The 22,346-nt window shown below is 59.0% G+C and carries 19 protein-coding genes; 10 read left to right on the top strand and 9 right to left on the bottom strand.

The features are described 5' to 3' along the window. The first annotated feature begins 134 nt into the window (after positions 1-134). The 9 genes from N7D90_RS02085 (at position 135) to N7D90_RS02045 (ending at position 10,563) form a co-directional block, all read left to right on the top strand. The gene (locus tag N7D90_RS02085) at positions 135-1,817 is read left to right on the top strand and encodes a flavin monoamine oxidase family protein (RefSeq protein ID WP_261740684.1); all 1,683 of its coding nucleotides are present in this window, start codon (positions 135-137) and stop codon (positions 1,815-1,817) included. Positions 1,818-1,947: 130 nt separating this feature from the next. Further along, complete coding sequence (locus N7D90_RS02080; protein WP_261740683.1) at positions 1,948-2,742, top strand: carbon-nitrogen hydrolase family protein; 795 nt, start codon at positions 1,948-1,950, stop codon at positions 2,740-2,742. A gap of 39 nt (positions 2,743-2,781) precedes the next feature. Further along, positions 2,782-5,229, top strand: a complete 2,448-nt coding sequence (gene pqqF, locus N7D90_RS02075; protein ID WP_261740682.1) for a pyrroloquinoline quinone biosynthesis protein PqqF — start codon at positions 2,782-2,784, stop codon at positions 5,227-5,229. A 153-nt stretch (positions 5,230-5,382) separates the two neighbouring features. Beyond that, the gene (gene pqqA / locus N7D90_RS02070) at positions 5,383-5,457 is read left to right on the top strand and encodes a pyrroloquinoline quinone precursor peptide PqqA (protein WP_003444522.1); all 75 of its coding nucleotides are present in this window, start codon (positions 5,383-5,385) and stop codon (positions 5,455-5,457) included. 95 nt (positions 5,458-5,552) lie between these two features. Then, positions 5,553-6,464: a pyrroloquinoline quinone biosynthesis protein PqqB gene (gene pqqB, locus N7D90_RS02065; RefSeq protein WP_261740681.1), complete on the top strand. Its 912-nt coding sequence runs from the start codon at positions 5,553-5,555 to the stop codon at positions 6,462-6,464. Between the two features lie 132 nt (positions 6,465-6,596). After that, a complete protein-coding gene (gene pqqC, locus N7D90_RS02060) occupies positions 6,597-7,349 on the top strand; it encodes a pyrroloquinoline-quinone synthase PqqC (RefSeq protein WP_261740680.1) in 753 nt (250 codons plus the stop codon). Further along, positions 7,346-7,621 (top strand): pyrroloquinoline quinone biosynthesis peptide chaperone PqqD, encoded by a 276-nt coding sequence (pqqD, locus tag N7D90_RS02055; RefSeq protein WP_261740679.1) that lies wholly within the window; start codon positions 7,346-7,348, stop codon positions 7,619-7,621. Before pqqC ends, pqqD begins: the two co-directional genes overlap by 4 nt. Beyond that, positions 7,593-8,765, top strand: a complete 1,173-nt coding sequence (pqqE, locus tag N7D90_RS02050) for a pyrroloquinoline quinone biosynthesis protein PqqE (RefSeq protein WP_410012025.1) — start codon at positions 7,593-7,595, stop codon at positions 8,763-8,765. The genes pqqD and pqqE overlap by 29 nt, the downstream gene beginning before the upstream one ends. Continuing rightward, positions 8,731-10,563, top strand: coding sequence for a S9 family peptidase (locus tag N7D90_RS02045; protein ID WP_261740678.1), 1,833 nt, complete (start codon positions 8,731-8,733; stop codon positions 10,561-10,563). The genes pqqE and N7D90_RS02045 overlap by 35 nt, the downstream gene beginning before the upstream one ends. 169 nt (positions 10,564-10,732) lie before the next feature. On the opposite strand, the gene N7D90_RS02040 is transcribed toward N7D90_RS02045, so the two are convergent. Both N7D90_RS02040 and N7D90_RS02035 read right to left on the bottom strand, forming a co-directional pair. Continuing rightward, a complete protein-coding gene (locus N7D90_RS02040; RefSeq protein WP_004419451.1) occupies positions 10,733-10,891 on the bottom strand; it encodes a YqaE/Pmp3 family membrane protein in 159 nt (52 codons plus the stop codon). A 185-nt stretch (positions 10,892-11,076) separates the two neighbouring features. Beyond that, a complete protein-coding gene (locus N7D90_RS02035) occupies positions 11,077-12,360 on the bottom strand; it encodes an aspartate aminotransferase family protein (RefSeq protein WP_261740677.1) in 1,284 nt (427 codons plus the stop codon). A 217-nt stretch (positions 12,361-12,577) separates the two neighbouring features. Between N7D90_RS02035 and N7D90_RS02030 the strand changes: the two genes are divergently transcribed. Further along, entirely contained in the window at positions 12,578-13,477 is a 900-nt protein-coding gene (locus N7D90_RS02030; protein WP_261740676.1) for a LysR family transcriptional regulator, read from the top strand. A 266-nt stretch (positions 13,478-13,743) separates the two neighbouring features. Here the strand turns inward: N7D90_RS02030 and N7D90_RS02025 are convergent, their stop codons facing one another. The 7 genes from N7D90_RS02025 to bioB all read right to left on the bottom strand — a co-directional run bounded on the left by N7D90_RS02025 (position 13,744) and on the right by bioB (position 22,332). After that, positions 13,744-15,522 (bottom strand): acyl-CoA dehydrogenase C-terminal domain-containing protein, encoded by a 1,779-nt coding sequence (locus N7D90_RS02025; protein ID WP_261740675.1) that lies wholly within the window; start codon positions 15,520-15,522, stop codon positions 13,744-13,746. A gap of 219 nt (positions 15,523-15,741) precedes the next feature. Beyond that, a complete protein-coding gene (locus N7D90_RS02020) occupies positions 15,742-17,547 on the bottom strand; it encodes a phenylacyl-CoA dehydrogenase (RefSeq protein WP_261740674.1) in 1,806 nt (601 codons plus the stop codon). 280 nt (positions 17,548-17,827) lie between these two features. Then, entirely contained in the window at positions 17,828-18,508 is a 681-nt protein-coding gene (gene bioD / locus N7D90_RS02015) for a dethiobiotin synthase (protein WP_261740673.1), read from the bottom strand. After that, on the bottom strand, positions 18,505-19,317 hold the full coding sequence (bioC, locus tag N7D90_RS02010) for a malonyl-ACP O-methyltransferase BioC (RefSeq protein ID WP_261740672.1): 813 nt from the start codon (positions 19,315-19,317) through the stop codon (positions 18,505-18,507). The genes bioD and bioC overlap by 4 nt, the downstream gene beginning before the upstream one ends. Further along, positions 19,310-20,041, bottom strand: coding sequence for an alpha/beta fold hydrolase (locus tag N7D90_RS02005; protein ID WP_261740671.1), 732 nt, complete (start codon positions 20,039-20,041; stop codon positions 19,310-19,312). The genes bioC and N7D90_RS02005 overlap by 8 nt, the downstream gene beginning before the upstream one ends. Continuing rightward, positions 20,034-21,206 (bottom strand): 8-amino-7-oxononanoate synthase, encoded by a 1,173-nt coding sequence (bioF, locus tag N7D90_RS02000; RefSeq protein ID WP_261740670.1) that lies wholly within the window; start codon positions 21,204-21,206, stop codon positions 20,034-20,036. The genes N7D90_RS02005 and bioF overlap by 8 nt, the downstream gene beginning before the upstream one ends. 70 nt (positions 21,207-21,276) lie before the next feature. Beyond that, complete coding sequence (bioB, locus tag N7D90_RS01995) at positions 21,277-22,332, bottom strand: biotin synthase BioB (protein ID WP_261740669.1); 1,056 nt, start codon at positions 22,330-22,332, stop codon at positions 21,277-21,279. Positions 22,333-22,346 lie beyond the last annotated feature (14 nt).

Raw genomic sequence — 22,346 nt, 5'->3', positions numbered from 1 at the left:
TGTTCGTCACATCGACTAAATAAAAGCCATAACGACGACAATTTGCGTCTTATTAACGTCTTCTACGCTCCCTATCATGGTGCCTGTCTTTTCCTATACTCAAGGTAATGCTTGGGTCGCCAGCAAGGTCAGCCATGAACAAGAATAATCGCCACCCTATCGACGGAAAAAAGCCCATCACCATCTTCGGCCCGGACTTTCCGTTTGCCTTCGATGACTGGATCGAACACCCCGCGGGCCTGGGCAGCATTCCGGCTGACAAGCTGGGCTCTGAGGTGGCGATTGTCGGGGCCGGGATGGCCGGAATGGTGGCCGCTTATGAACTGATGAAGCTGGGCCTCAAACCCGTAGTCTATGAAGCCTCGAAAATGGGCGGACGGTTGCGCTCGCAAGCCTTTGAAGGCAGCGAAGGGGTGATCGCCGAGCTGGGCGGAATGCGCTTCCCGGTGTCCTCCACGGCGTTTTACCACTACGTCGACAAGCTGGGGCTGGAGACCAAACCCTTTCCCAACCCGCTGACGCCCGCTTCGGGCAGTACCGTGATCGACCTCGAAGGCCAAACCTTCTACGCACAAAAACTGGCGGATCTGCCTGCACTGTTCCAGGAAGTAGCCGACGCTTGGGCTGACGCTCTGGAAGAAGGCTCGCGCTTTGGCGATATCCAGCAAGCTATCCGTGACCGTGACGTGCCCCGTCTTAAAGAGCTGTGGGATACGCTGGTTCCGCTGTGGGACGACCGCACGTTCTACGACTTTGTAGCCACGTCCAAGGCCTTCGCCAAGCTCTCGTTCCAGCACCGTGAAGTGTTTGGCCAGGTTGGCTTCGGCACCGGTGGTTGGGACTCGGACTTCCCCAACTCGATGCTCGAAATCTTCCGCGTGGTGATGACCAACTGCGACGACCATCAACATCTTGTCGTCGGTGGTGTCGAACAAGTGCCGCTAGGGATCTGGCGCCACGCCCCCGAGCGTTGCGCCCATTGGCCTGCTGGCACCAGTCTCAGTTCGCTGCACCACGGCGCACCACGTACCGGGGTCAAAGCTATTTCTCGTACGCCAGACGGGCTGTTTTCTGTTACCGACATTCTCGGTGTCACGCGCCCTTATGAGGCCGTGCTGGTCACCTGCCAAAGCTGGCTGCTGACCACTCAGATCGATTGCGAAGAGTCGTTGTTCTCACAGAAGGTGTGGATGGCGCTGGACCGCACGCGCTACATGCAATCATCGAAAACCTTCGTCATGGTCGACCGCCCGTTCTGGAAAGACAAAGACCCGGAAACCGGCCGCGACCTGATGAGCATGACCCTCACCGACCGCCTGACTCGAGGGACTTACCTGTTCGACAACGGCGACGACAAACCGGGGGTGATTTGCCTGTCGTACTCATGGATGAGCGATGCGCTGAAAATGCTCCCGCACCCTGTCGAAAAACGCGTGAAGCTGGCCCTCGACTCGCTGAAAAAGATTTACCCGAAAGTGGATATCGCCAGCCGCATCATCGGCGATCCGATCACCGTATCGTGGGAAGCAGACCCGCACTTTCTTGGCGCGTTCAAGGGTGCGTTGCCGGGACATTACCGCTATAACCAGCGGATGTACTCGCACTTCATGCAACAGGAAATGCCGGCTGAGCAACGCGGTATTTTCATTGCCGGCGATGACGTATCGTGGACTCCGGCCTGGGTTGAAGGTGCGGTACAGACCTCATTGAACGCGGTATGGGGCATCATGACCCACTTCGGCGGCAGCACCCCTGCCGAGAACCCTGGCCCGGGGGATGTGTTCCACGAAATCGGCCCGATTGCCTTGCCGGATTGATAAACACCACCTGTAGCCGCTGCCGCAGGCTGCGAAAAGGGCCGCAGGACCTTGGCTTTAAAAAACCAGCCCTGCGGTCTCCATCGCAGCCTGCGACAGCGGCTACAGCGTTGATTAACAGGAGAGCCCCATGCGCGTCGCCCTTTACCAATGCCCGCCTCTACCGCTGGATGTCGCGGGCAACCTGCAACGCTTGAGTGAAATTGCCCGGCGAAGCAAGGACGTCGACCTGCTGGTCCTACCCGAAATGTTCCTCACCGGCTACAACATCGGCGTGCAGGCGGTGACCAGACTTGCGCAAGCCAACGACGGCGAAGCAGCACGGCAGATCGCCGAACTGGCCAAAGCCACTGGCATGGCAATTGTGTATGGCTACCCCGAGCGCGGCGAAAACGGGCATATCTACAACAGCGTGCAGTTGATTGATGCCCACGGCAAAAGCCTGTGCAATTACCGTAAAACCCACCTGTTCGGCGAGCTCGACCATTCGATGTTCACCAAAGGCCCCGACGCCTTCCCGGTTTTCGAACTCAATGGCTGGAAGCTTGGCCTGCTGATTTGCTACGACATCGAGTTCCCGGAAAACACCCGCCGCCTGGCCTTGGCCGGAGCCGAACTGATCGTGGTACCTACCGCCAACATGGCGCCGTACGACTTTATTGCCGATGTCACTGTGCGTTGCCGAGCCTTCGAGAACCAATGCTATGTGGCCTATGCCAACTATTGCGGGCGCGAAGGCAGCATTCATTACTGCGGCCAAAGCAGTATCGCCGCCCCCAACGGCTTGCAAGTTGCGCTGGCCCAACAAGACGAAGCCCTGATAACCGCCACCCTGGAACGCCAACAGTTGCTGGATGCCAAAACTGGAAATTTCTACCTGGCAGACCGTCGCCCCGAGCTTTATCGCGAGCTGAGCACGCGCTAAATCCGCTAGCATGAGCGCTTCTCTGTTCCGGAAGTGCCCATGCCTGCGCTGAACCACCCTCACACCCAACGTTTGACCTGTAAATCCGGTCTGACTCTTTGCGTGCGCCATGAGCCGCGCCTTAAGCGCTGCGCGGCCGTTTTACGGGTTGCCGCAGGCAGTCACGACGTGCCCGCAGCCTGGCCCGGCCTGGCACACTTTCTGGAGCACTTGCTGTTTTTGGGCACCGAGCGCTTCCCGGCACCAGACAGCCTGATGGCTTACGTGCAGCGCCACGGCGGCCAAGTGAATGCCAAAACCTGCGAACGACACACCGACTTCTTTTTCGAACTGCCGACCGCAGCCTTTGATGGCGGTGTTGAGCGCTTGTGCGACATGCTCGCCCACCCGCGCATGAATCTGGATGAACAACTACGCGAACGTGAAGTGCTACATGCCGAATTTATTGCCTGGGCCCGTGAGACTTCGGCACAGCGCGAGATGAAACTTTTCCAGCCCCTGAACCCGGCTCACCCGTTACGGGCGTTCCATGCGGGCAACCGGTATAGCTTGCCAGTACCGCGTGCGAGTTTTCAGCAGGCTCTAAAGGACTTTTACCAGCAGTACTATCAGACCGGGCAAATGACCTTGAGCCTGGCTGGCCCGCAATCAGCGCAAGACCTGATTGCCCTGGCTGAACGCTATAGCGCCGCACTGCTGCGCGGCGACCGCGTTCAACAGGCCAGTGCACCGACCCTGATGGCCAGCACCGAACCGCACTATCAACACATCGACGGCCCGCGCCTGAACCTGATGTTCGCCCTCGAACAGTTGCCGCTCGCGTGCGCTAAAGCCCTGGAGTTTCTGTGCCACTGGATCAATACCGACAAAACCGGCGGTCTCCTCGCACACTTGCGCCAGCAGCAACTGATCGACACCCTGAAGGCCACGCCGCTCTATCGCTTCAATGGCCAGGCCCTGCTGCACGTTGAGTTCACTGCCGCTACCGACATTGCTCAACATGCCTCGCAAATCCGCGACACTTTCCATGACTGGCTGGCGTTTTTCAGCGCACAACAGGATTGGCCAGCGCTGCGTGAAGAGTTCCGCCTACTGCAACAGCGCCAGCAAGATGTCAGCAGTGCACTGGAACTGGCCCGCAGCGATTGTGAGGATCGCACACCCGGCCTGTCAGACCAGGACACATCTACCCTCAAGACAGTACTGGAACAGATGCAGCCAAGCGCAATGCCGTCATCGCAATATGACTGGCAACTGCCTGCACCCAATCCGTTTCTGCACGCGGCGAAAGAACCGCTCAATGCCGGTCTGATTCGCGGACAAACCAGCGCTCACCGAGGCTTGCGAACCTTTGCGCAGGATCGTTTGCGCAGTCGCCGTGACGTGTCCGCCATGAGTTTCAGCACGGCTATCCCCGGCCATAACGGCGAGGCCGCGATTTACCTGCGCTGGCGGTTGTCCGCAGCCCCTGCCATCAGCCTGCTGAGAGCGCTGCAAACAAGCCTGCGCTCGCTTGTACTTGATGCTCGCGAAGCCGGGGTCGAACTTTCGCTCACTGGCGCGGGTAATGACTGGCTACTTAAAATGCACGGTTTCCATGAGCCGATGCCCGCCATTCTGGAACACGCGTTGCGCACACTCAGCGCGCCTGCAAATGAACAGCCAAGCTACACGCCACCTGCCGCACCCTTGATGCCGATTCGCCAACTGCTTGAGCGCCTGCCCGAGCTATGCCAGCCCGTTAGCGGGTCTGCCGTCAGCGACCTGCAACACTGCTGGGGCCAGGCACGCTGGGACGGGCTGGCGGTAGGGCTGCCAGCCGCCACGCACGCCCTGATCACACCCGTACTGAATAAGGTCCCCGGTACTCCGGATGCGCAGCTTGTACAGCACTCTGAACCGCGGACCCAACGCCATTGGCACACCGAAAACTGCGATTCCAGTGAACAGGCACTCATCCTGTTTTGCACCGTTCCAGCAGCAACACTGGCTGACGAAGCCGCCTGGCGCCTGCTCGCCCAAGTGGCGCAAACCCCGTTCTACCAACGCCTGCGAGTCGAGCTGCAATTGGGTTATGCGGTATTCAGTGGCCTGCGCCAAATCAATGGCCAAACCGGCCTGCTGTTCGGCGTGCAATCGCCCCACGCATCTACGGCGCAAATCCTTGATCACATCCGAAATTTCCTCGCCAATTTGCCGAGTCTGATCTCGGCACTGGATGAAACAACTTTCACACAGACCCGCTCAGCCTTGGCACAACAATTCTCGACCGAGGCCCTGGGCGTGCTTCAGGCCAGTGAATTGGTATGGCAAGCAAAGTTGGCAGGCCACCCGTCGGATTACCTGACGGGTCTCTACACTGCACTTATGACGATGGATACAGGCACTACACTGAAAGCTGCCGAGCAAATTAACTCGCCCGCCAGCCGCTGGCTGTATCTTGCAACAAGTCCACCAACTGAAACGTTTTATCAAGGGAGAAGCTGATCGTTACCAACCCTGTAATTAGCTTTCTCCGACATTGGGCGTTCAAAAACAGTTAAATTTAGTAATATTGCTCCCTAAGCTTTTGAACAACTCCTTAGGGAGCTGGACTAATCAAGAGACACCCATTCACCCACCCGCTGAAGGAGTCACCTAATGGCTTGGACTAAACCCGCTTACACCGATCTGCGAATTGGCTTTGAAGTCACCATGTACTTCGCAAGCCGTTGATCTGCCTGTCTCTTGAATAAAAGAGCCAAGCAGGGCAACCCAACGCCTCGGTTCGCCGGGGCGTTTTTATTTTCAGCTTCGCAAGAGAACACCTCATGTTCGTCCAGATTCTAGGTTCCGCCGCTGGCGGCGGATTCCCGCAGTGGAACTGCAATTGCGTCAACTGCTCGGGTTTTCGTGATGGCAGCCTGCGCGCCACCGCCCGCACCCAGTCCTCCATTGCGATTTCCGATGACGGCGTGAACTGGGTTCTATGCAACGCCTCGCCCGATATTCGCGCCCAGCTGCAAAGCTTCGCCCCGATGCAACCGGGCCGCGCCCTGCGTGATACCGGGATCAGCGCGATCATCCTGATGGACAGCCAGATCGACCACACCACTGGTCTGCTCAGCCTGCGCGAAGGCTGCCCACATGATGTGTGGTGCACTGATATGGTCCACGAAGACCTGAGCACCGGCTTCCCGCTGTTCACCATGCTCAAGCACTGGAACGGGGGCCTGAACTGGAACCGCATCGAGCTTGAAGGCTCGTTCACCATCCCGGCCTGCCCCAACCTGCGTTTCAGCACGCTGCCATTGCGCAGTGCAGCACCGCCTTATTCGCCGCACCGTTTCGACCCGCACCCAGGTGACAACATTGGCCTGATCGTCGAAGACCTGCGCACCGGTGGCAAGCTGTTCTATGCGCCTGGACTGGGCAAGGTTGATGCGCCGCTGCTCGAAATCATGGCCGGCAGCGACTGCCTGCTGGTGGACGGCACAATGTGGGATGACGACGAAATGCAGCGCCGTGGCGTCGGCACCCGTACCGGCCGCGAAATGGGCCACCTGGCGCAAAACGGTCCCGGCGGCATGCTCGACGTGCTTGAGCAACTGCCGGAGCAGCGCAAAGTACTTATTCACATCAACAACACCAACCCGATCCTCGACGAAGACTCTGCCGAACGTGCCGAACTGGTGCGCCGGGGGGTTGAAGTGGCCTTTGATGGCATGAGTATCGAGTTGTAATTGAACCATCCAACTTTTTAGCCGCTGCCGCAGGCTGCGATGGCTGCCTAGCGGCCTCGTCGTTATGAAGGGTCTACGGCCCTTATCGCAGCCTGCGGCAGCGGCTACAAAAGCATTTTTTGGAGGCGCCCGATGACCCAAGTCCCACTCTCAACCGCCGAATTCGAGGCCGCCCTGCGTGCCAAAGGCGCCTATTACCACATCTACCACCCCTATCAGGTGGCAATGTACGAAGGCCGCGCGACCCGCGAGCAGATTCAGGGCTGGGTCGCCAACCGCTTCTACTATCAGGTCAATATCCCGCTCAAGGACGCCGCCATCCTGGCCAACTGCCCGGATCGCGAAGTACGTCGCGAATGGATTCAACGCCTGCTCGACCACGACGGCGCCCCCGGTGAAGACGGCGGCATCGAAGCCTGGCTGCGCCTGGGCCAAGCAGTCGGCCTGGACCCGGACCAACTGCGCTCCCAGGAGCTGGTACTGCCCGGCGTGCGCTTCGCGGTGGACGCTTACGTAAACTTCGCCCGCCGCGCCAGTTGGGAGGAAGCCGCCAGCAGCTCGCTGACCGAGATGTTCGCGCCGCAAATCCACCAGTCGCGACTCGACAGCTGGCCCCAGCATTACCCGTGGATCGACCCGGCCGGCTATGAGTACTTCCGCACTCGCCTGGGCCAGGCCCGACGCGACGTGGAGCACGGGCTGGCGATCACCCTGCAGCACTACACCACCTACGCGGGCCAGCAGCGCATGCTGGAAATTCTGCAGTTCAAACTCGACATCCTTTGGAGCATGCTCGATGCCATGACCATGGCCTACGAACTGGACCGCCCGCCTTATCACAGCGTGACCAGCGAACGGGTCTGGCATAAAGGAATCACCTTATGAACTTCGATCGCAGCAAAATCCCCACCTGGCGTACCGGCTACCGGTTTCAGTACGAACCCGCGCAAAAAGGCCATGTGCTGCTATACCCCGAAGGCATGATCAAACTCAATGAAAGCGCCGCACTGATCGGCGGCCTGATCGATGGCCAACGCGATGTCGCGGCCATTATTGGTGAACTGGACAAACAGTTCCCCGGCGTACCTGAGCTCGGTGCCGACATCGAGCAATTTATGGAGGTCGCTCGTGCAGAGCACTGGATCGAACTCGCCTGACCGCCTGACGCCGTTGCCCCCCAAGCCCGACGTGGGCCTGCCGCTGTGGCTGCTGGCCGAGTTGACCTATCGTTGCCCGCTGCAATGCCCGTATTGCTCCAACCCGCTGGACTTCGCCCAGCAAGGCAAAGAGCTAAGCACTGAGCAGTGGATCAAGGTCTTTCGCGAAGCACGGGAGATGGGCGCCGCTCAGCTTGGGTTCTCCGGTGGCGAGCCGCTGGTGCGTCAGGACTTGGCAGAGCTGATCGGCGAGGCCCGCACGCTTGGCTTCTACACCAACCTGATCACCTCGGGCATCGGCCTGACCGAGCAAAAAATCAGCGACTTCAAAAAAGCCGGGCTGGACCATATCCAGATCAGTTTCCAGGCCAGCGACGAGCAAGTGAACAACCTGCTGGCGGGCTCGAAAAAGGCCTTCGCGCAAAAGCTCGAAATGGCCCGCGCCGTAAAAGCCCACGGCTATCCGATGGTGCTGAACTTCGTCACCCACCGGCACAACATCGACAAGATCGACCGCATCATCGAGCTGTGCATCGCCCTTGGGGCCGACTTTGTCGAGCTCGCCACCTGCCAGTTCTACGGCTGGGCCCAGCTCAATCGCGTTGGCCTGCTGCCGACCAAGGAACAGCTTGTCCGGGCTGAGCGCATCACCAATGAATACCGGGCCAAGCTTGAAGCCGAAGGGCATCCCTGCAAGCTGATTTTCGTCACTCCGGACTATTACGAAGAGCGCCCCAAAGCCTGCATGAACGGCTGGGGCAGCATCTTTTTGACCGTGACACCTGACGGCACGGCACTGCCGTGTCATGGTGCACGGCAAATGCCGGTCGAGTTTCCCAATGTGCGCGACCACAGCATGCAGCACATCTGGTACGACTCGTTTGGCTTCAACCGTTTTCGCGGTTATGACTGGATGCCCGAGCCCTGCCGCTCGTGCGACGAGAAAGAAAAGGACTTCGGCGGGTGTCGTTGCCAGGCCTTTATGCTCACCGGAGACGCCAGCAATGCCGACCCGGTCTGCAGCAAATCGCCACAACACGACCTGATTCTCAAGGCGCGCGAAGAAGCCGAGCACGCCACCCAGACCATCGAACAATTGGCCTTCCGAAATGAACGAAACTCGCGCCTCATCGCTAAAAGCTGAACCATTCAGCGCCGCACTCGCCGTTGCCGCCGGGGTCGATTTCGCAGAGTTGCGAGTCGGCCCACAGGGCCTGTTCTGGAATGAATATCGCCCACAAGACGCCGCCTCCCGCATCTGGCACTGGCGCGATGGCCTGGCACATTGCCTGACGCCCAGCGGTTTCAGCGCACGCAGCAGGGTGTACGAGTACGGCGGTGGCGCGTTTTGCCTGAGCGATGAGGCCGTGGTGTTCGTCAACGAAGCCGATCAACAACTGTACTTGCAACCTCTGGACGGCACCGCCCCACAAGCGCTGACCCAAGGCACATGCCGCTACGGCGGCCTGCAGTTTGCTGCCGGGCTGGTGCTGGCCGTCGAAGAGAATATTGATCAGCATCGACTGGTCAGCATCAACCTCAGTACCCTTGAGCGCCGGGTATTGGCCGAAGGTGCCGACTTCTATGCAGCGCCCGCGCTGAGCCCTGACGGCCAACGCCTGGCCTGGGTTGAGTGGAGCCGCCCGCATCAGCCGTGGACATCGACCCGCCTGATGCTGGCCGAAGGCCAAAACGCAGGTCTCTGGAATACCGCGCAATGTCTGGCCGGTGATCTGGCCGAAGAATCGCTGCAACAGCCGCGCTTCGACGAACACAACCGCCTGCATTGCCTGACCGACCGTGCAGGTTTCTGGCAGCCGTGGGCTGAGTCCGGCGAAGGCCTGGTGCCCGCACCCGGGGCTCGCGCCGATCACGCCCCGGCTCCCTGGCAGTTAGGTACCTGTACCTGGCTGCCCCTGGGTGAACAGACCTATCTGGCCAGTTGGACCGAAGCCGGTTTCGGACATTTGGGCATCCGCTCGGCTGACGGTAACCTTGAAGACTTCACCGGCGATTACAGTCATTTTCGCAGCCTGGCGCTGGATGACGAGTTTATTTACTGCATCGCCGCATCACCGGTACGCCCTTCAGCGGTGGTCCGTATTCGCCGCGCCGACCACCAGGTGGACGTGCTGGCCGGTGGCGCGGCGCCGTTGCCACCCGAGCGCATCAGCCGTCCGCAAACCCTGCGCTATCCTTCGGGCGGTGGCCAGGCTCACGGGTTTTTCTACCCGTCGATGCACGGCGAAAGCAAACCGCCATTGCTGGTATTTATTCACGGCGGACCGACTTCTGCCTGCTACCCGATGCTCGACCCGCGTATTCAGTACTGGACCCAGCGCGGCTTTGCCGTGGCCGACCTCAACTATCGCGGCAGCAGCGGCTATGGCCGCGAATATCGCCAAGCCCTGCATCTGGAATGGGGAGTGGTGGATGTCGAAGATGCCTGCTCAGTTGTCAGTTATCTCGCCGAACAGGGACTGATTGATCCCGACAACGCATTTATTCGCGGCGGTAGCGCGGGCGGTTACACCACCTTGTGCGCACTTGCGTTCAACCAGGTGTTCCGCGCAGGCGCCAGCCTGTATGGCGTCAGCGACCCGATTGCACTGACGCGCGCTACCCACAAGTTTGAAGGCGACTACCTGGACTGGCTGATTGGCGATCCCGAGCGCGACGCAGCACGCTACGCGGCGCGTACTCCATTGCTGTTCGCCAGCCAGATCAGCGTGCCGGTGATTTTCTTCCAAGGCGAACTGGACGCCGTCGTGGTGCCGCAACAAACCCGCGACATGCTCCAGGCCCTGCAAGACAACGGCATCCCGGCCCAAGCGCATTACTACCCTGACGAACGCCACGGTTTTCGCAAAGCCAGCAATCAGGCCCACGCGCTGGAGCAGGAATGGTTGTTTTACAGCCAGGTGATGCAAGCTGATGAATAACTTGTAGCAGTTGCCGAAGGAACGAGGCTACGTCCGGCTGCGCAGCAGTCGTAAACTAGTCAGCCTTGGTGTTACAGATGTATCGCGCTAACCGGGTTTGCGACGATTGCATCGTCGAACGCAGCCTCGTTCCTTCGGCAGCTGCTACAGATATCTACAGTCTTAAAGATTAGCGCTTGGCGATAATCCACACCGCGTGCACGATCCCCGGGATGTAACCGCATAGGGTCAGCAGAATATTCAGCCAGAACGCCCCGGCAAAACCCACTTGCATAAACACGCCCAGTGGCGGGAGCAGGATGGCGAAGATGATTTTAATAAGGTCCATACAGTCAGCTCCCTAATAATGGTGGGCTCAATCAAGCCCTGCCATTAATCGACTCTGAGCGCGGACCAAAGGTTCACTCAGACTTATCCACAACCCAAAAAAAACGCCCTGTGCGGAAGGAATCAGGCACAGGGCGACGCGTTATACCGCGAGACGGTTCTTTAAATTCTGTATGGCGGCGGCAATCAGACGGCGACCCCGCGACGGCACTGCAATTGCGCCGTTCGTACCCGAGCAAATGCCCGGGCCAGACGCAGCAACATCTCATCGACATTGCCTTTGCTCACGCACAGGGCCGGAGTAAAGCGCAGGCAGTCGGGCTGCGGCGCGCTGATCAGCAAACCCTCGTACAGGGCAGCCTTGACCACCGCTTCTGCTGAGTCATCCGACAAGGTCAGCCCCCACAACAAGCCCTGTCCGCGCAATTCACCCTGTGCATAACTATTGGCCAACCGGCCCAAGCCCTCGCGCAGGTGCTGCCCCGTGTCGCGTACTTGTTGCAAAAAGCTTTTTTCCAGCAGCGTGTCGAGCACCGCCAAACCAGCGGCGCTCATCAGCGCGTTGCCGTGATGAGTGCCACCCAACTCACCAGGCTCCAGACAGCACGCCTTGCCCCTGGCCAGCAACGCGGCCAGTGGCACACCGCCGCCCAGGCCTTTGCCCAGAGTGATGATGTCGGCACGAATGCCGTAGTTCTGTTCCGCCAACAAGGTGCCGCAACGCCCCATACCGGTCTGGACTTCATCCAGGATCAGCAGAATTCCCAGCTCGCGGCACAACCGCTCAACACCCTTGAGGTAATGCTCGGTCGCCGGGATCACACCGGCCTCGCTTTGCACCGGCTCCAGCATGATGGCCACGGTCTGTGCATCGACCGCCGCATGCAACGCGGGCAAATCGTTAAACGGCACATTGATAAAGCCCGGCAATTGCGGCTCGAAACGGTTATCCAGCGTCGCACTGCCCGAGGCCGACATCGCACCAAAGCTGCGGCCGTGGCAGCTGCGGCTGGCGGTGATAATCCGATGGGCGCCACCGCGATGCAGTTGTCCCCATTTGCGCGCCAGCTTGATCGCGCCCTCGTTGGCTTCAGCTCCGGTATTGAGTAAATGCACCTGATCGCTGCCAGTGCTTTCGCACAAACGCTGCGCCAGGTTCAGCATCCCGCGGTTTAAAAAGCCCGCCCCCGGATTCATCAACGATTGCGCTTGATCGGCCAACGCCTTGACCACAGCCGCCGGACTGTGGCCCAGGCTATTGGCCGCACCGCCCTGGGTGAAATCCAGATACGCACGGCTGTCGCTGTCCCACATCCACGACCCCTGCCCCCGCACAAACACTTGAGCTTCGCGCTCAACGCAGGGCATCAGGTACTCACGGGCAGGGTGGTTGCCAGAAATGGACGGCGCAGAATGCGCAGCCATCTCTTCAAGGCTGGGGGAGTGACGACGCAGGTTAAACAGGTTCATGCACGCGGACCTTGTGACCATAAACAGATTCGATTTGCAACTACTGGCAGTTCACTCGGAAGGTAAACCTCTTGATGGGTTTATTGCCTTGCCTATGTAAAACACCGCTACAAATCAGCATCTCAGGCTCGATGAGCCTTCTAGAATGGGCGTAGACTAGGCGCCTGCGGGCCGTTGAGCCATTTCGTTTTTTAAGTATTTTCGATAAGTAAAACTTATGGATTTCAAGCAACTGCGTTATTTCGTCGCGGTCTATGAAGAAGGCCATGTTGGACGCGCTGCCGAGCGGCTTTCTATCTCGCAGCCAGCATTGTCGCAGCAGATTCGCCAGCTCGAACACACGCTTGATGTCAGCCTCTTTGAGCGCAGCAGCAAACGACTGTTGCCCACCCTGGCGGCGCACACGCTGTACAACCACGCACTGCCACTGCTCGACGGTTTACAGCGGGCCAAAGAGGCCCTGCACAACTTCCAGGGCCAGGCCCTGCGCACTATTGCCATCGGTGTTCTGCAAACCGTGCATACCAGCCTGGTGCCGCAAATGCTTGAGCGAGTACGACAGGCTCAACCCCACTTGGTGGTACAGATTTACGAACTGACCGGGATCGAGATCGAACGACGCCTGCTCAATGGTTCACTCGACATCGGTATCAGCTACCTGCCGCCACGACAGCCGGGGCTGCACGGGATGATGCTGTACGAAGACGAACTGCAACTGGTGATCCCTGCCGATCATCCATTGCGCGAATTCAAGAAAGTCTCGCTGAGTCAGGCCGCTGAACTACCGATGTTGCTGCTGGGGGAAGAGTTTCAGGTACGCCAGATCTGGCAAACCCAGCTCGCCAACCTGGGCCGACGACCGCAGGTTCAGGCCGAGCTGAACACCATGGCCGGGATTCTCGACAGCCTGCCTCACAGCAAACTGGCCACCGTACTGCCGGGACGCTCGCGTCAGCAACATGACGACAAGGCTCTACTGTGGAAACCGCTGAGTGAGCCGAGGGTGCCGCTAAAGGTGGGGTTGGTGTGCCGCGATGTGCAGCGTCAGCAGGCAACATTGGGGTTGTTGCGCACACTGCTTGAGGATGTGATGCATCCACAGGCCACCACGATGTAAATGTGGGAGCGGGATATGTTGAAACCCGATCAAACAGAAAATACTGACGCACAAAAAAGAAAACCCCGCCGAGGCGGGGTTTTGCAGACTGTTTCCCTGACTTCCTTTTCAATCCGCCATCCTGGCAGAATCCTACGTGTCCGTGTTGTTGCTTTGAGCTTCCTGCTCTACGTCCATGAGAAGTAGATTACCCATGGATCCAATCTGGCGATATGGGCGATTGGCAGCATGTTATGTAAGCAAATGCTTACAACGTACTAAACAGGTTAAAAATGTGCTTCATCCAGCAGATAAAGCGACTCACTGCCCGCCTTCACCGAAGCGCTCAAGGAGTGGATACGCGGCAGCAAACGTGCGAAATAGAAGCGTGCAGTCCCCAGTTTGCTGACATAGAACGCTTCATCGGACTCTTTACCTAACGCAGCCTTGGCCATCAGCGCCCACATATATGCATACGCGGTGTAACCAAAAACCTGAAGGTACTCGACAGAAGCTGCACCGATCTCGTTCGGGTTGCTCTGCGAACGGTCCAGGACCCAGGCGGTCAACTGATCAAGTGTGTCCAAAGCTGCAGCCAATGGCTGGGTGAACTCATTCAAGTCGCTGCTTGCAGAGGCGATGAACTGACGAATCTCATCGGCAAATAAACGGTAGTAAACACCGCGATTACCAACGATCTTGCGCCCCACCAGATCCAGCGCCTGGATACCGTTGGTGCCCTCGTAAATCTGGGTGATGCGCACATCACGCACCAGTTGCTCCTGGCCCCACTCACGAATATAGCCATGACCGCCGAACACTTGCTGACCATGCACGGTGGTTTCAAGGCCCAGGTCGGTCAAGAAGGCCTTGGCGACCGGGGTCAACAACGCGACCAGATCATCCGCCCGCTCACGCGCAGCCGGGTCTTCGCTGAACTTGGCGATATCCAGTTGATTGGCAACGTAGGTCGAAAAAGCCCGCCCGCCTTCGTTCGAGGCCTTCATCGTCAACAGCATGCGCCGTACGTCAGCGTGCACGATGATCGGATCAGCCACTTTGTCTTTGGCCTGAGGGCCGGTAGCTGCGCGCCCTTGCAGACGGTCACGGGCATATTCCACAGCGTTCTGATATGAACGCTCACCCGAGGCCAGGCCCTGAATCCCAACGCCCAGACGCTCGTAGTTCATCATGGTGAACATTGCGGCCAGGCCGCGGTTGGGCTCACCTACCAGATAGCCCACAGCTTCGTCGAAGTTCATCACGCAGGTGGCCGAAGCCTGAATACCCATTTTGTGCTCGATCGAGCCGCAGGTAACCGGGTTGCGATCACCCAGGCTGCCATCGGCATGGACCATGAACTTGGGCACCAGGAACAGCGAAATACCTTTAGGCCCGGCCGGCGCATCCGGCAGTTTGGCCAGCACCAGATGGATGATGTTTTCCGTCAGGTCGTGCTCGCCGCCGGTGATGAAGATTTTGGTCCCGCTGACCTTGTAAGAACCATCTGCTTGAGGCTCGGCCTTGGTGCGAATAATCCCCAGGTCCGTACCGGCATGGGGCTCGGTCAAGCACATGGAACCGGCCCAAACACCCGAGTACATATTCGGCAGATAAGTGGCCTTCAATTCGTCGCTGGCGTGGGCGTTGATAGAGACACAGGCCCCGGCTGTCAGCATCGGGTACAAGCCGAACGACAGGCTGGAGGAGTTGATCATTTCTTCGACCTGGGCCGATACCGCCTTGGGCATGCCCATGCCGCCGAACTCGGGGTCACCCCCCACGCCAACCCAACCGCCTTCAGCGTAGGTGCGATAGGCATCGACGAAACCGGCCGGGGTGGTTACCGCGCCATTGTCCCAGTGGCAACCTTCTTCATCGCCGCTACGACTCAGCGGTGCGATGCTTTTAGCGGTGACCTTGCCCGCTTCTTCGAGTATGGCTTCAACCGTTTCAGCATCTACGGTCTCTGCCAACGCAGGCAATTGCGCCCAAAGTGTAGCGACCTCGAAGACTTCATTGAGGACGAAGCGCATATCGCGCAGGGGCGCTTTGTAGTCAGCCATGGCAAACCTCGTAATCTGTAAACGGCGATTAATGTAGGACCTAGTCTATCTTAACGACGATGTCGATACATAGGGTCATGCTGTGACCAATACAAAGATAGAAGTCACGCGGATATGTATTGCAGGCTCGCTCCCACAGATGGTTTCTTGAGGAGTGCCCGAAAGAAAAAAAGCTGCGAACCCCATGGGAACGCAGCTTTTTAAATGACCCGCCGAGGCTTAGTAGCCCAGGTCGAAGTCTTCTTCTTTCATGTCCATCAGGTTGGCAGCGCCCGACAGCATGGTGGCAACGTGTGCGCGAGTGCGCGGCAAGATGCGCTGGAAGTAGAAGCGCGCAGTTTGCAGCTTGGCTTTGTAGAAGGCTTCTTCCGAAGTACCTGCCGCCAGCTTTTCAGCCGCCAGACGGGCCATGTCAGCCCAGAAGTACGCCAGGCACGCATAACCGGAATACATCAGGTAATCGACCGAGGCCGCACCTACTTCTTCACGGTCTTTCATGGCTGCCATACCGACCTTCATGGTCAGCTCGCCCCATTCCTTGTTCAGTGCAGCCAGCGGAGTCACGAATTCCTGAACGGCTTCGTTGCCTTCGTTGGTCTGGCAGAACTTGTGCACGATCTTGGTGAAGCCCTTAAGCGCTTCGCCTTGAGTCATCAGCACTTTACGGCCCAGCAGGTCGAGTGCCTGGATACCGGTGGTGCCTTCGTACAGCATCGAAATGCGGCTGTCGCGAACGTTCTGCTCCATGCCCCACTCGGCGATAAAGCCGTGGCCGCCGTAGATTTGAACGCCGTGGTTGGCGGACTCAAAACCGACTTCAGTCATGAACGCTTTAGCGATCGGAGTCATGAAAGCCAGCAGTGCGTCGGCTTTCTTCTTCTCTTCTTCATCAACACCGTATTTGACGATGTCGACTAGCTTGGCGGTGAAGTAAACCATCGCACGGTTGCCTTCGGCGAAAGCCTTCATGGTCAACAGCATGCGGCGAACATCCGGGTGAACGATGATCGGGTCAGCTGCCTTTTCAGGTGCTTTAGGGCCGGTCAACGAACGCATTTGCAAACGGTCGCGAGCATATTTCAAACCGCCCTGGAAACCGATTTCTGCGTGGGACAAGCCCTGCAGGGCGGTGCCCAGACGTGCGGTGTTCATAAAGGTGAACATGCAGTTCAGGCCTTTGTTCGGCGGGCCGATCAGGAAACCTGTAGCGCCGTCGAAGTTCATCACACAGGTAGCGTTACCGTGGATGCCCATTTTGTGCTCAAGCGAGCCACAGGACACGGCGTTGCGCTCACCGATGCTGCCATCGGCGTTAGCCTTGAACTTGGGCACGATAAACAGCGAAATGCCTTTGGTCCCAGCCGGTGCATCCGGCAGGCGGGCCAGTACGATATGGACGATGTTGTCGGCCATGTCGTGTTCGCCGGCCGAGATAAAGATCTTGGTGCCTGAAATCTTGTACGAGCCGTCAGCCTGAGGTTCAGCCTTGGTGCGCAGCAGGCCGAGGTCCGTACCACAGTGCGATTCGGTCAGGCACATGGTGCCGGTCCATTCGCCGGTCACCAGCTTGCTCAGGTAGGTCTCTTGCTGCTCGGCAGTGCCGTGCTCGGAGATGGTGTTCATCGCGCCATGAGACAGGCCTGGGTACATACCCCACGACCAGTTGGCAGCGCCGACCATTTCACTTACCGCCAGGCCCAAAGACTCCGGCAGGCCTTGGCCACCGTGCTCTACGTCGTGCGCCAGGCTTGGCCAGCCGCCTTCAACGAATTGCTTGTAGGCTTCTTTAAAACCGGTAGGGGTTTTAACCCCGGATTCACTCCAGGTGCAGCCTTCGATGTCACCCACGCGGTTCAGAGGTGCCAGCACCTGCTCACAAAACTTGGCGCCTTCTTCAAGAATGGCGTCAACCATATCTGGAGTAGCGTCCTGGCAAGCCGGCAGGCTCTGATAGTGCGCTTCGTAACCGAGCAGTTCGTCACGAACGAAGCGAATATCACGCAAGGGGGCCTTGTAGTCAGGCATAGCGATAAACCTCTGCTGATGAATCCGGGAGATGAACAACCGCGTGGATTTGTTATAGCGGTCAAACAGTTGTTTGAAACATACGTTTACGCCTATTTATTGTCAAGCAGCGCGAAGCCGCCGTTCGTCGTAGGTCGGATTTGTCAGATAAAAGGAAAAGGAATGGTGGGAGCGAGCCTGCTAGCGATACAGGCGACGCGGACGGTCTGTCAGACCGAGCCGATGCCATCGCGGGCAAGCCCGCTCCCACAATAGATCGTGGTCTGAATTGGAGCGGCTTTCAGTCCAGCAAATCGAGTTGCAGGTATTCAGCCACGGACTGTGCCGACGCTGATTTCAACTTTGGCACCCGCCCTAGGCAGGGTGCGGGCAAGCGTTCCGCCAGGGTGGCGAGGTTTTCTTCCAGGCGTGAAGTTTTCGGGCCAATGATATTGGCCACCCAGCCAGCCAGTTGCAGGCCATCCCGGGCAATCGCCTCGGCCGTCAATAATGCATGGCTGATACAACCCAAACGCACGCCCACCACCAGAATTACCGGCAGGTCCAGGGCCTGCGCCAGGTCCGACAAACTGTCTTGCCCTGACAGTGGCACGCGCCAGCCGCCAGCGCCTTCAATCAAGGTGAAATCTGCCTGTTTGGCCAGGATCTGCTGCATGGGCGTCAGCAACGAGCGCACCGTCAACACCACCCCGGCTTCACGCGCAGCAATATGCGGGGCGATTGCCGGTTCGAACGCGACCGGGTTGACCTCGGCATAACTCAGTTCGATGGTGCTTTCAGCCATCAGCGCCAGCGCGTCCGCATTGCGCAAACCCTGTGGCGTGACTTCACAGCCAGACGCCACCGGTTTGCCCGCTGCCGTGCTCAGCCCTGCGGCGCGTGCGGCATACAACAAACCTGCTGCCACCGTGGTTTTGCCCACATCCGTATCTGTACCGGTAATGAAGTACGCAGGGCTCATCGCGCTTTCTCCAAAATGCCGTAGACCACCTGATACGTCGCCGGTAGCCCGAGCGGTTGACGAAACTGCTCATAGGCGCCAATCAACCCCTGAAGCCGTGCCCTTCCGGTCAATCCTTCGGGGCGCCCTGGATTCAGATTGTGAGCCCCAAGAGCTTTCAGTTCATGAGTCAACTGGCGAACTTGCGGGTAGTGCAGCACATGCGCCTGATTGTGCAAGCTGGCAACGTGCAACTGGCTGTCTGCACACAACTGCTGATAAGTCTCGAACTCACGAAAGCGATTGACGTGAACCTGACCATCAACCGCCCGCCAACTGTCGCGCAGCTCACCCAAAGTGCCCACGCACAAACTGGCAAATGCCAACACACCACCGGGCTTGAGCACACGATGGGCTTCGCTCAGAACCGCTCTGAAATCAGCGCACCATTGCAACGCCAGACTGGAAAAAATCACGTCGCAACTGTTCGACTGCAGCGGCAGGCTTTCGGCATCGCCGGCAATAAAATGCTGCGCCCCACCCAAGGGCCGGGCATACGCCAGCATGCCTTGGGCGATATCCAGCGCCAGCCCTTGGCTATTGGCAAAACGCTGGCCCAACTCACGGCTGAAATAGCCCGTACCACTGCCCAGATCCAGCCAGCGTTGCGGGGTTAGCCCTGGCGGTAAACGGGTAATCAGTTCGTGGCCAACGGCACGTTGCAACTCGGCGACACTGTCGTAGCTGCTCGCCGCACGGGAAAACGAAACCGCCACCTGACGCTTGTCCGGCAAGCTGGCCGCAAGCATCGCAATACTCAAATCATTCATCGCCCGACTCGTGTAAAAAAGCCTGGATTGCCGCCGCCAGTTCATGGGGGGCTTCCAGCAAAAATGCATGACAGGCCTGTTCGATCAGGCCCACTTCGACATCGGGTAATAACGCCAGCACATCGGATGCAGCCTGTACCGGCACCAGGGCATCGAGCCCGGCATACAGATGCAATTGCGGTCCGTTGAACCGCTGCAAGGCGGCCCGCGTGTCCAGCTTGCCCAGCAATTCAAGACCCGCCAACAGAGTGTCCGGCTGGGCTTTCGGCGCAGCGCCCAATAGCAGCCCGGCCAGTGCCCGAGACTCATGTGAACCTTGGCTGCACAGCAGGCAAAAGCGCTTCAGGGTGGTGTTGGGGGCATCGCGAAAACCGCTCAGGAACGGCTCAAAAGTAGACGCGGGCATCGCGCTTGGCCAATCCTCGCGACTGACAAAGCTCGCGTTACTGGCCAATGTCACCAGCCCGCAACACCGATCGCCCCGACGCGCCGCCAGCTCGCTGGCGAGCATCCCGCCCAGCGACCAGCCGCCCAGCCAGACGTTGTCGGGCAGGGTCGAGTCGAGCTCATCGAGCCAGTCGTCAAGATCGGCGGACAACAGCACCGGCAGCGGTTCGATTTCAACCCGCAAGTGCTCGTCCAGCCCACGCAAAGCCACAGCCAGCGGCTCCAGGGGTGAAACCCCCAGGCCCCAGCCCGGCAGCAGAATCAAACGATCACGCATGATCTCGCTCCAACGTACGCCAACAGTCGTCGAGTGCACTTAACAATAGCTGCACCTGGGCCTCTGTGTGGGCAGCCGACAAGGTCACACGCAAGCGTGCGCTGCCTGCAGGCACCGTGGGCGGGCGAATGGCGGTCACCAGCAAGCCGCGCTCGCGCAGCATCTGCGACAAGCGAATAGCCCGGCCACTGTCGCCAATCATGATGGGTTGGATTGGGGTAAAGCTGTCCATCAATTGCAGGCCGATTTGCTCGGCGCCACGACGGAATTGACCGATCAAGGTGTTCAAGTGCTCACGGCGCCAGTGCTCGGTGCGCAACAGCTCAAGGCTTTTCAACGTGGCACAGGCAAGTGCTGGCGGCTGGCTAGTGGTGTAAATGTAAGGGCGGGCGAACTGGATCAGGCTTTCGATCAGTTCTTCGCTGCCCGCTACAAATGCACCGCTGGTGCCAAATGCCTTTCCCAACGTACCGACCAGCACCGGCACATCGTCCATGCCCAAGCCGAAGTGTTCGGCGATTCCGCCGCCATTGGCGCCTAACGGGCCAAAGCCGTGGGCATCGTCCACCATCAGCCAGGCACCCTTGGCCTTTGCTTCAAGGGCCAGTGCGGGCAGATCGGCCAGGTCGCCGTCCATGCTGAACACGCCATCGGTGACCACCAGCGTGTTGCCGCAGGCCTTCTCCAGACGTTTAGCCAAGCTGACCGCATCGTTATGCAGATAGCGGCTGAACCGCGCACCGCTCAACAGACCCGCATCCAGCAACGAGGCATGATTGAGCCGGTCTTCGAGCACCGTATCGCCCTGCCCCACCAGCGCCGTGACGGCACCCAGATTGGCCATATAGCCGTTGCTGAACAGCAGTGCCCGCGGGCGGCCAGTGAATTCGGCCAGGGCTTCTTCCAAAACGTGATGCGCAGTGCTGTGACCGATAACCAGATGCGACGCACCGCCGCCCACGCCCCAGCGCGACGCACCGGCCTGCCAGGCTTCGATCACCTGCGGGTGATTGGCCAGCCCCAGATAGTCGTTATTGCAGAACGCGAGCAGAGGCTGCCCGTCGACCACCACCAGCGGCCCTTGCGGGCTTTCCAGCAGCGGGCGCTGACGATACAGGTTATCGGCACGGCGAGCGGCCAGACGGGCGCTTAAATCAAAAGACATGCTGGCCTCGATGAGCGTTCGTAGCAGCTGCCGAACGCAGCCTTCGGCAGCTGCTACGGGGATATGTGATTTAAACCGCAGCGTTATAGAACTGCTCGCTGGATTTCTGATCGCGCAGCGCGTGTTCGATCACCGCCTGATGCACTTCGTCTGCGTGATCTTCGCGGGCTTCGGGCAAGATCCCCAGGCGGCTGAACAGTTGCATGTCCTTGTCCGCCTGCGGATTGGCCGTGGTCAGCAATTTGTCACCGTAGAAAATCGAGTTGGCCCCGGCAAAGAACGCCAACGCCTGCATTTGCTCGTTCATTGCCTCACGCCCGGCCGACAGGCGCACATGGCTGTGCGGCATCATGATCCGCGCCACGGCCAGCATGCGGATGAAATCAAACGGGTCGATGTCTTCGGCGTTTTCCATTGGCGTACCGGCCACTTTCACCAGCATGTTGATCGGCACCGACTCCGGGTGCTCCGGCAGGTTGGCCAGTTGGATCAGCAGGTTGGCGCGGTCGTCCAGCGACTCGCCCATGCCCAGAATCCCGCCGGAGCAGATTTTCATCCCGCTATCGCGCACGTAACTCAGGGTTTGCAGGCGCTCGCTGTACGTACGAGTGGTGATGATGCTGGTGTAGAACTCGGGCGAGGTGTCGAGGTTGTGGTTGTAGTAATCGAGACCGGCGTGGGCCAGTGCGGCAGTCTGCTCCTGATCGAGCTTGCCCAGGGTCATGCAGGTTTCCAGGCCCATGGCCTTCACGCCTTTGACCATTTCCAGCACGAAGGGCATGTCTTTGGCCGACGGGTGCTTCCAGGCCGCGCCCATGCAAAAGCGGGTGGCACCGATGGCCTTGGCGCGCTGTGCTTCTTCGAGCACCTTTTGCACTTGCATCAACTTCTCTTTCGCCAGGCCAGTGTTGTAGTGGCCCGACTGCGGACAATATTTGCAATCTTCCGGGCAAGCGCCGGTCTTGATCGACAGCAGCGTCGAAACCTGTACCCGATTGGCATCGAAATGCTTGCGGTGAACGGTCTGCGCCTCGAAAAGCAGGTCGTTGAAAGGCTGGGTAAACATCGCCCGGACTTCGGCTAAAGACCAATCATGTCGCAAGTTGGCAAGGCTGCTGGCGCTCATCGGCGTTTCTCTTG

The sequence above is a fragment of the Pseudomonas fragi genome (assembly GCF_025426255.1).
GTDB lineage: Bacteria > Pseudomonadota > Gammaproteobacteria > Pseudomonadales > Pseudomonadaceae > Aquipseudomonas > Aquipseudomonas kulmbachensis.
This window is presented reverse-complemented; position numbering and strand designations above follow the sequence as displayed.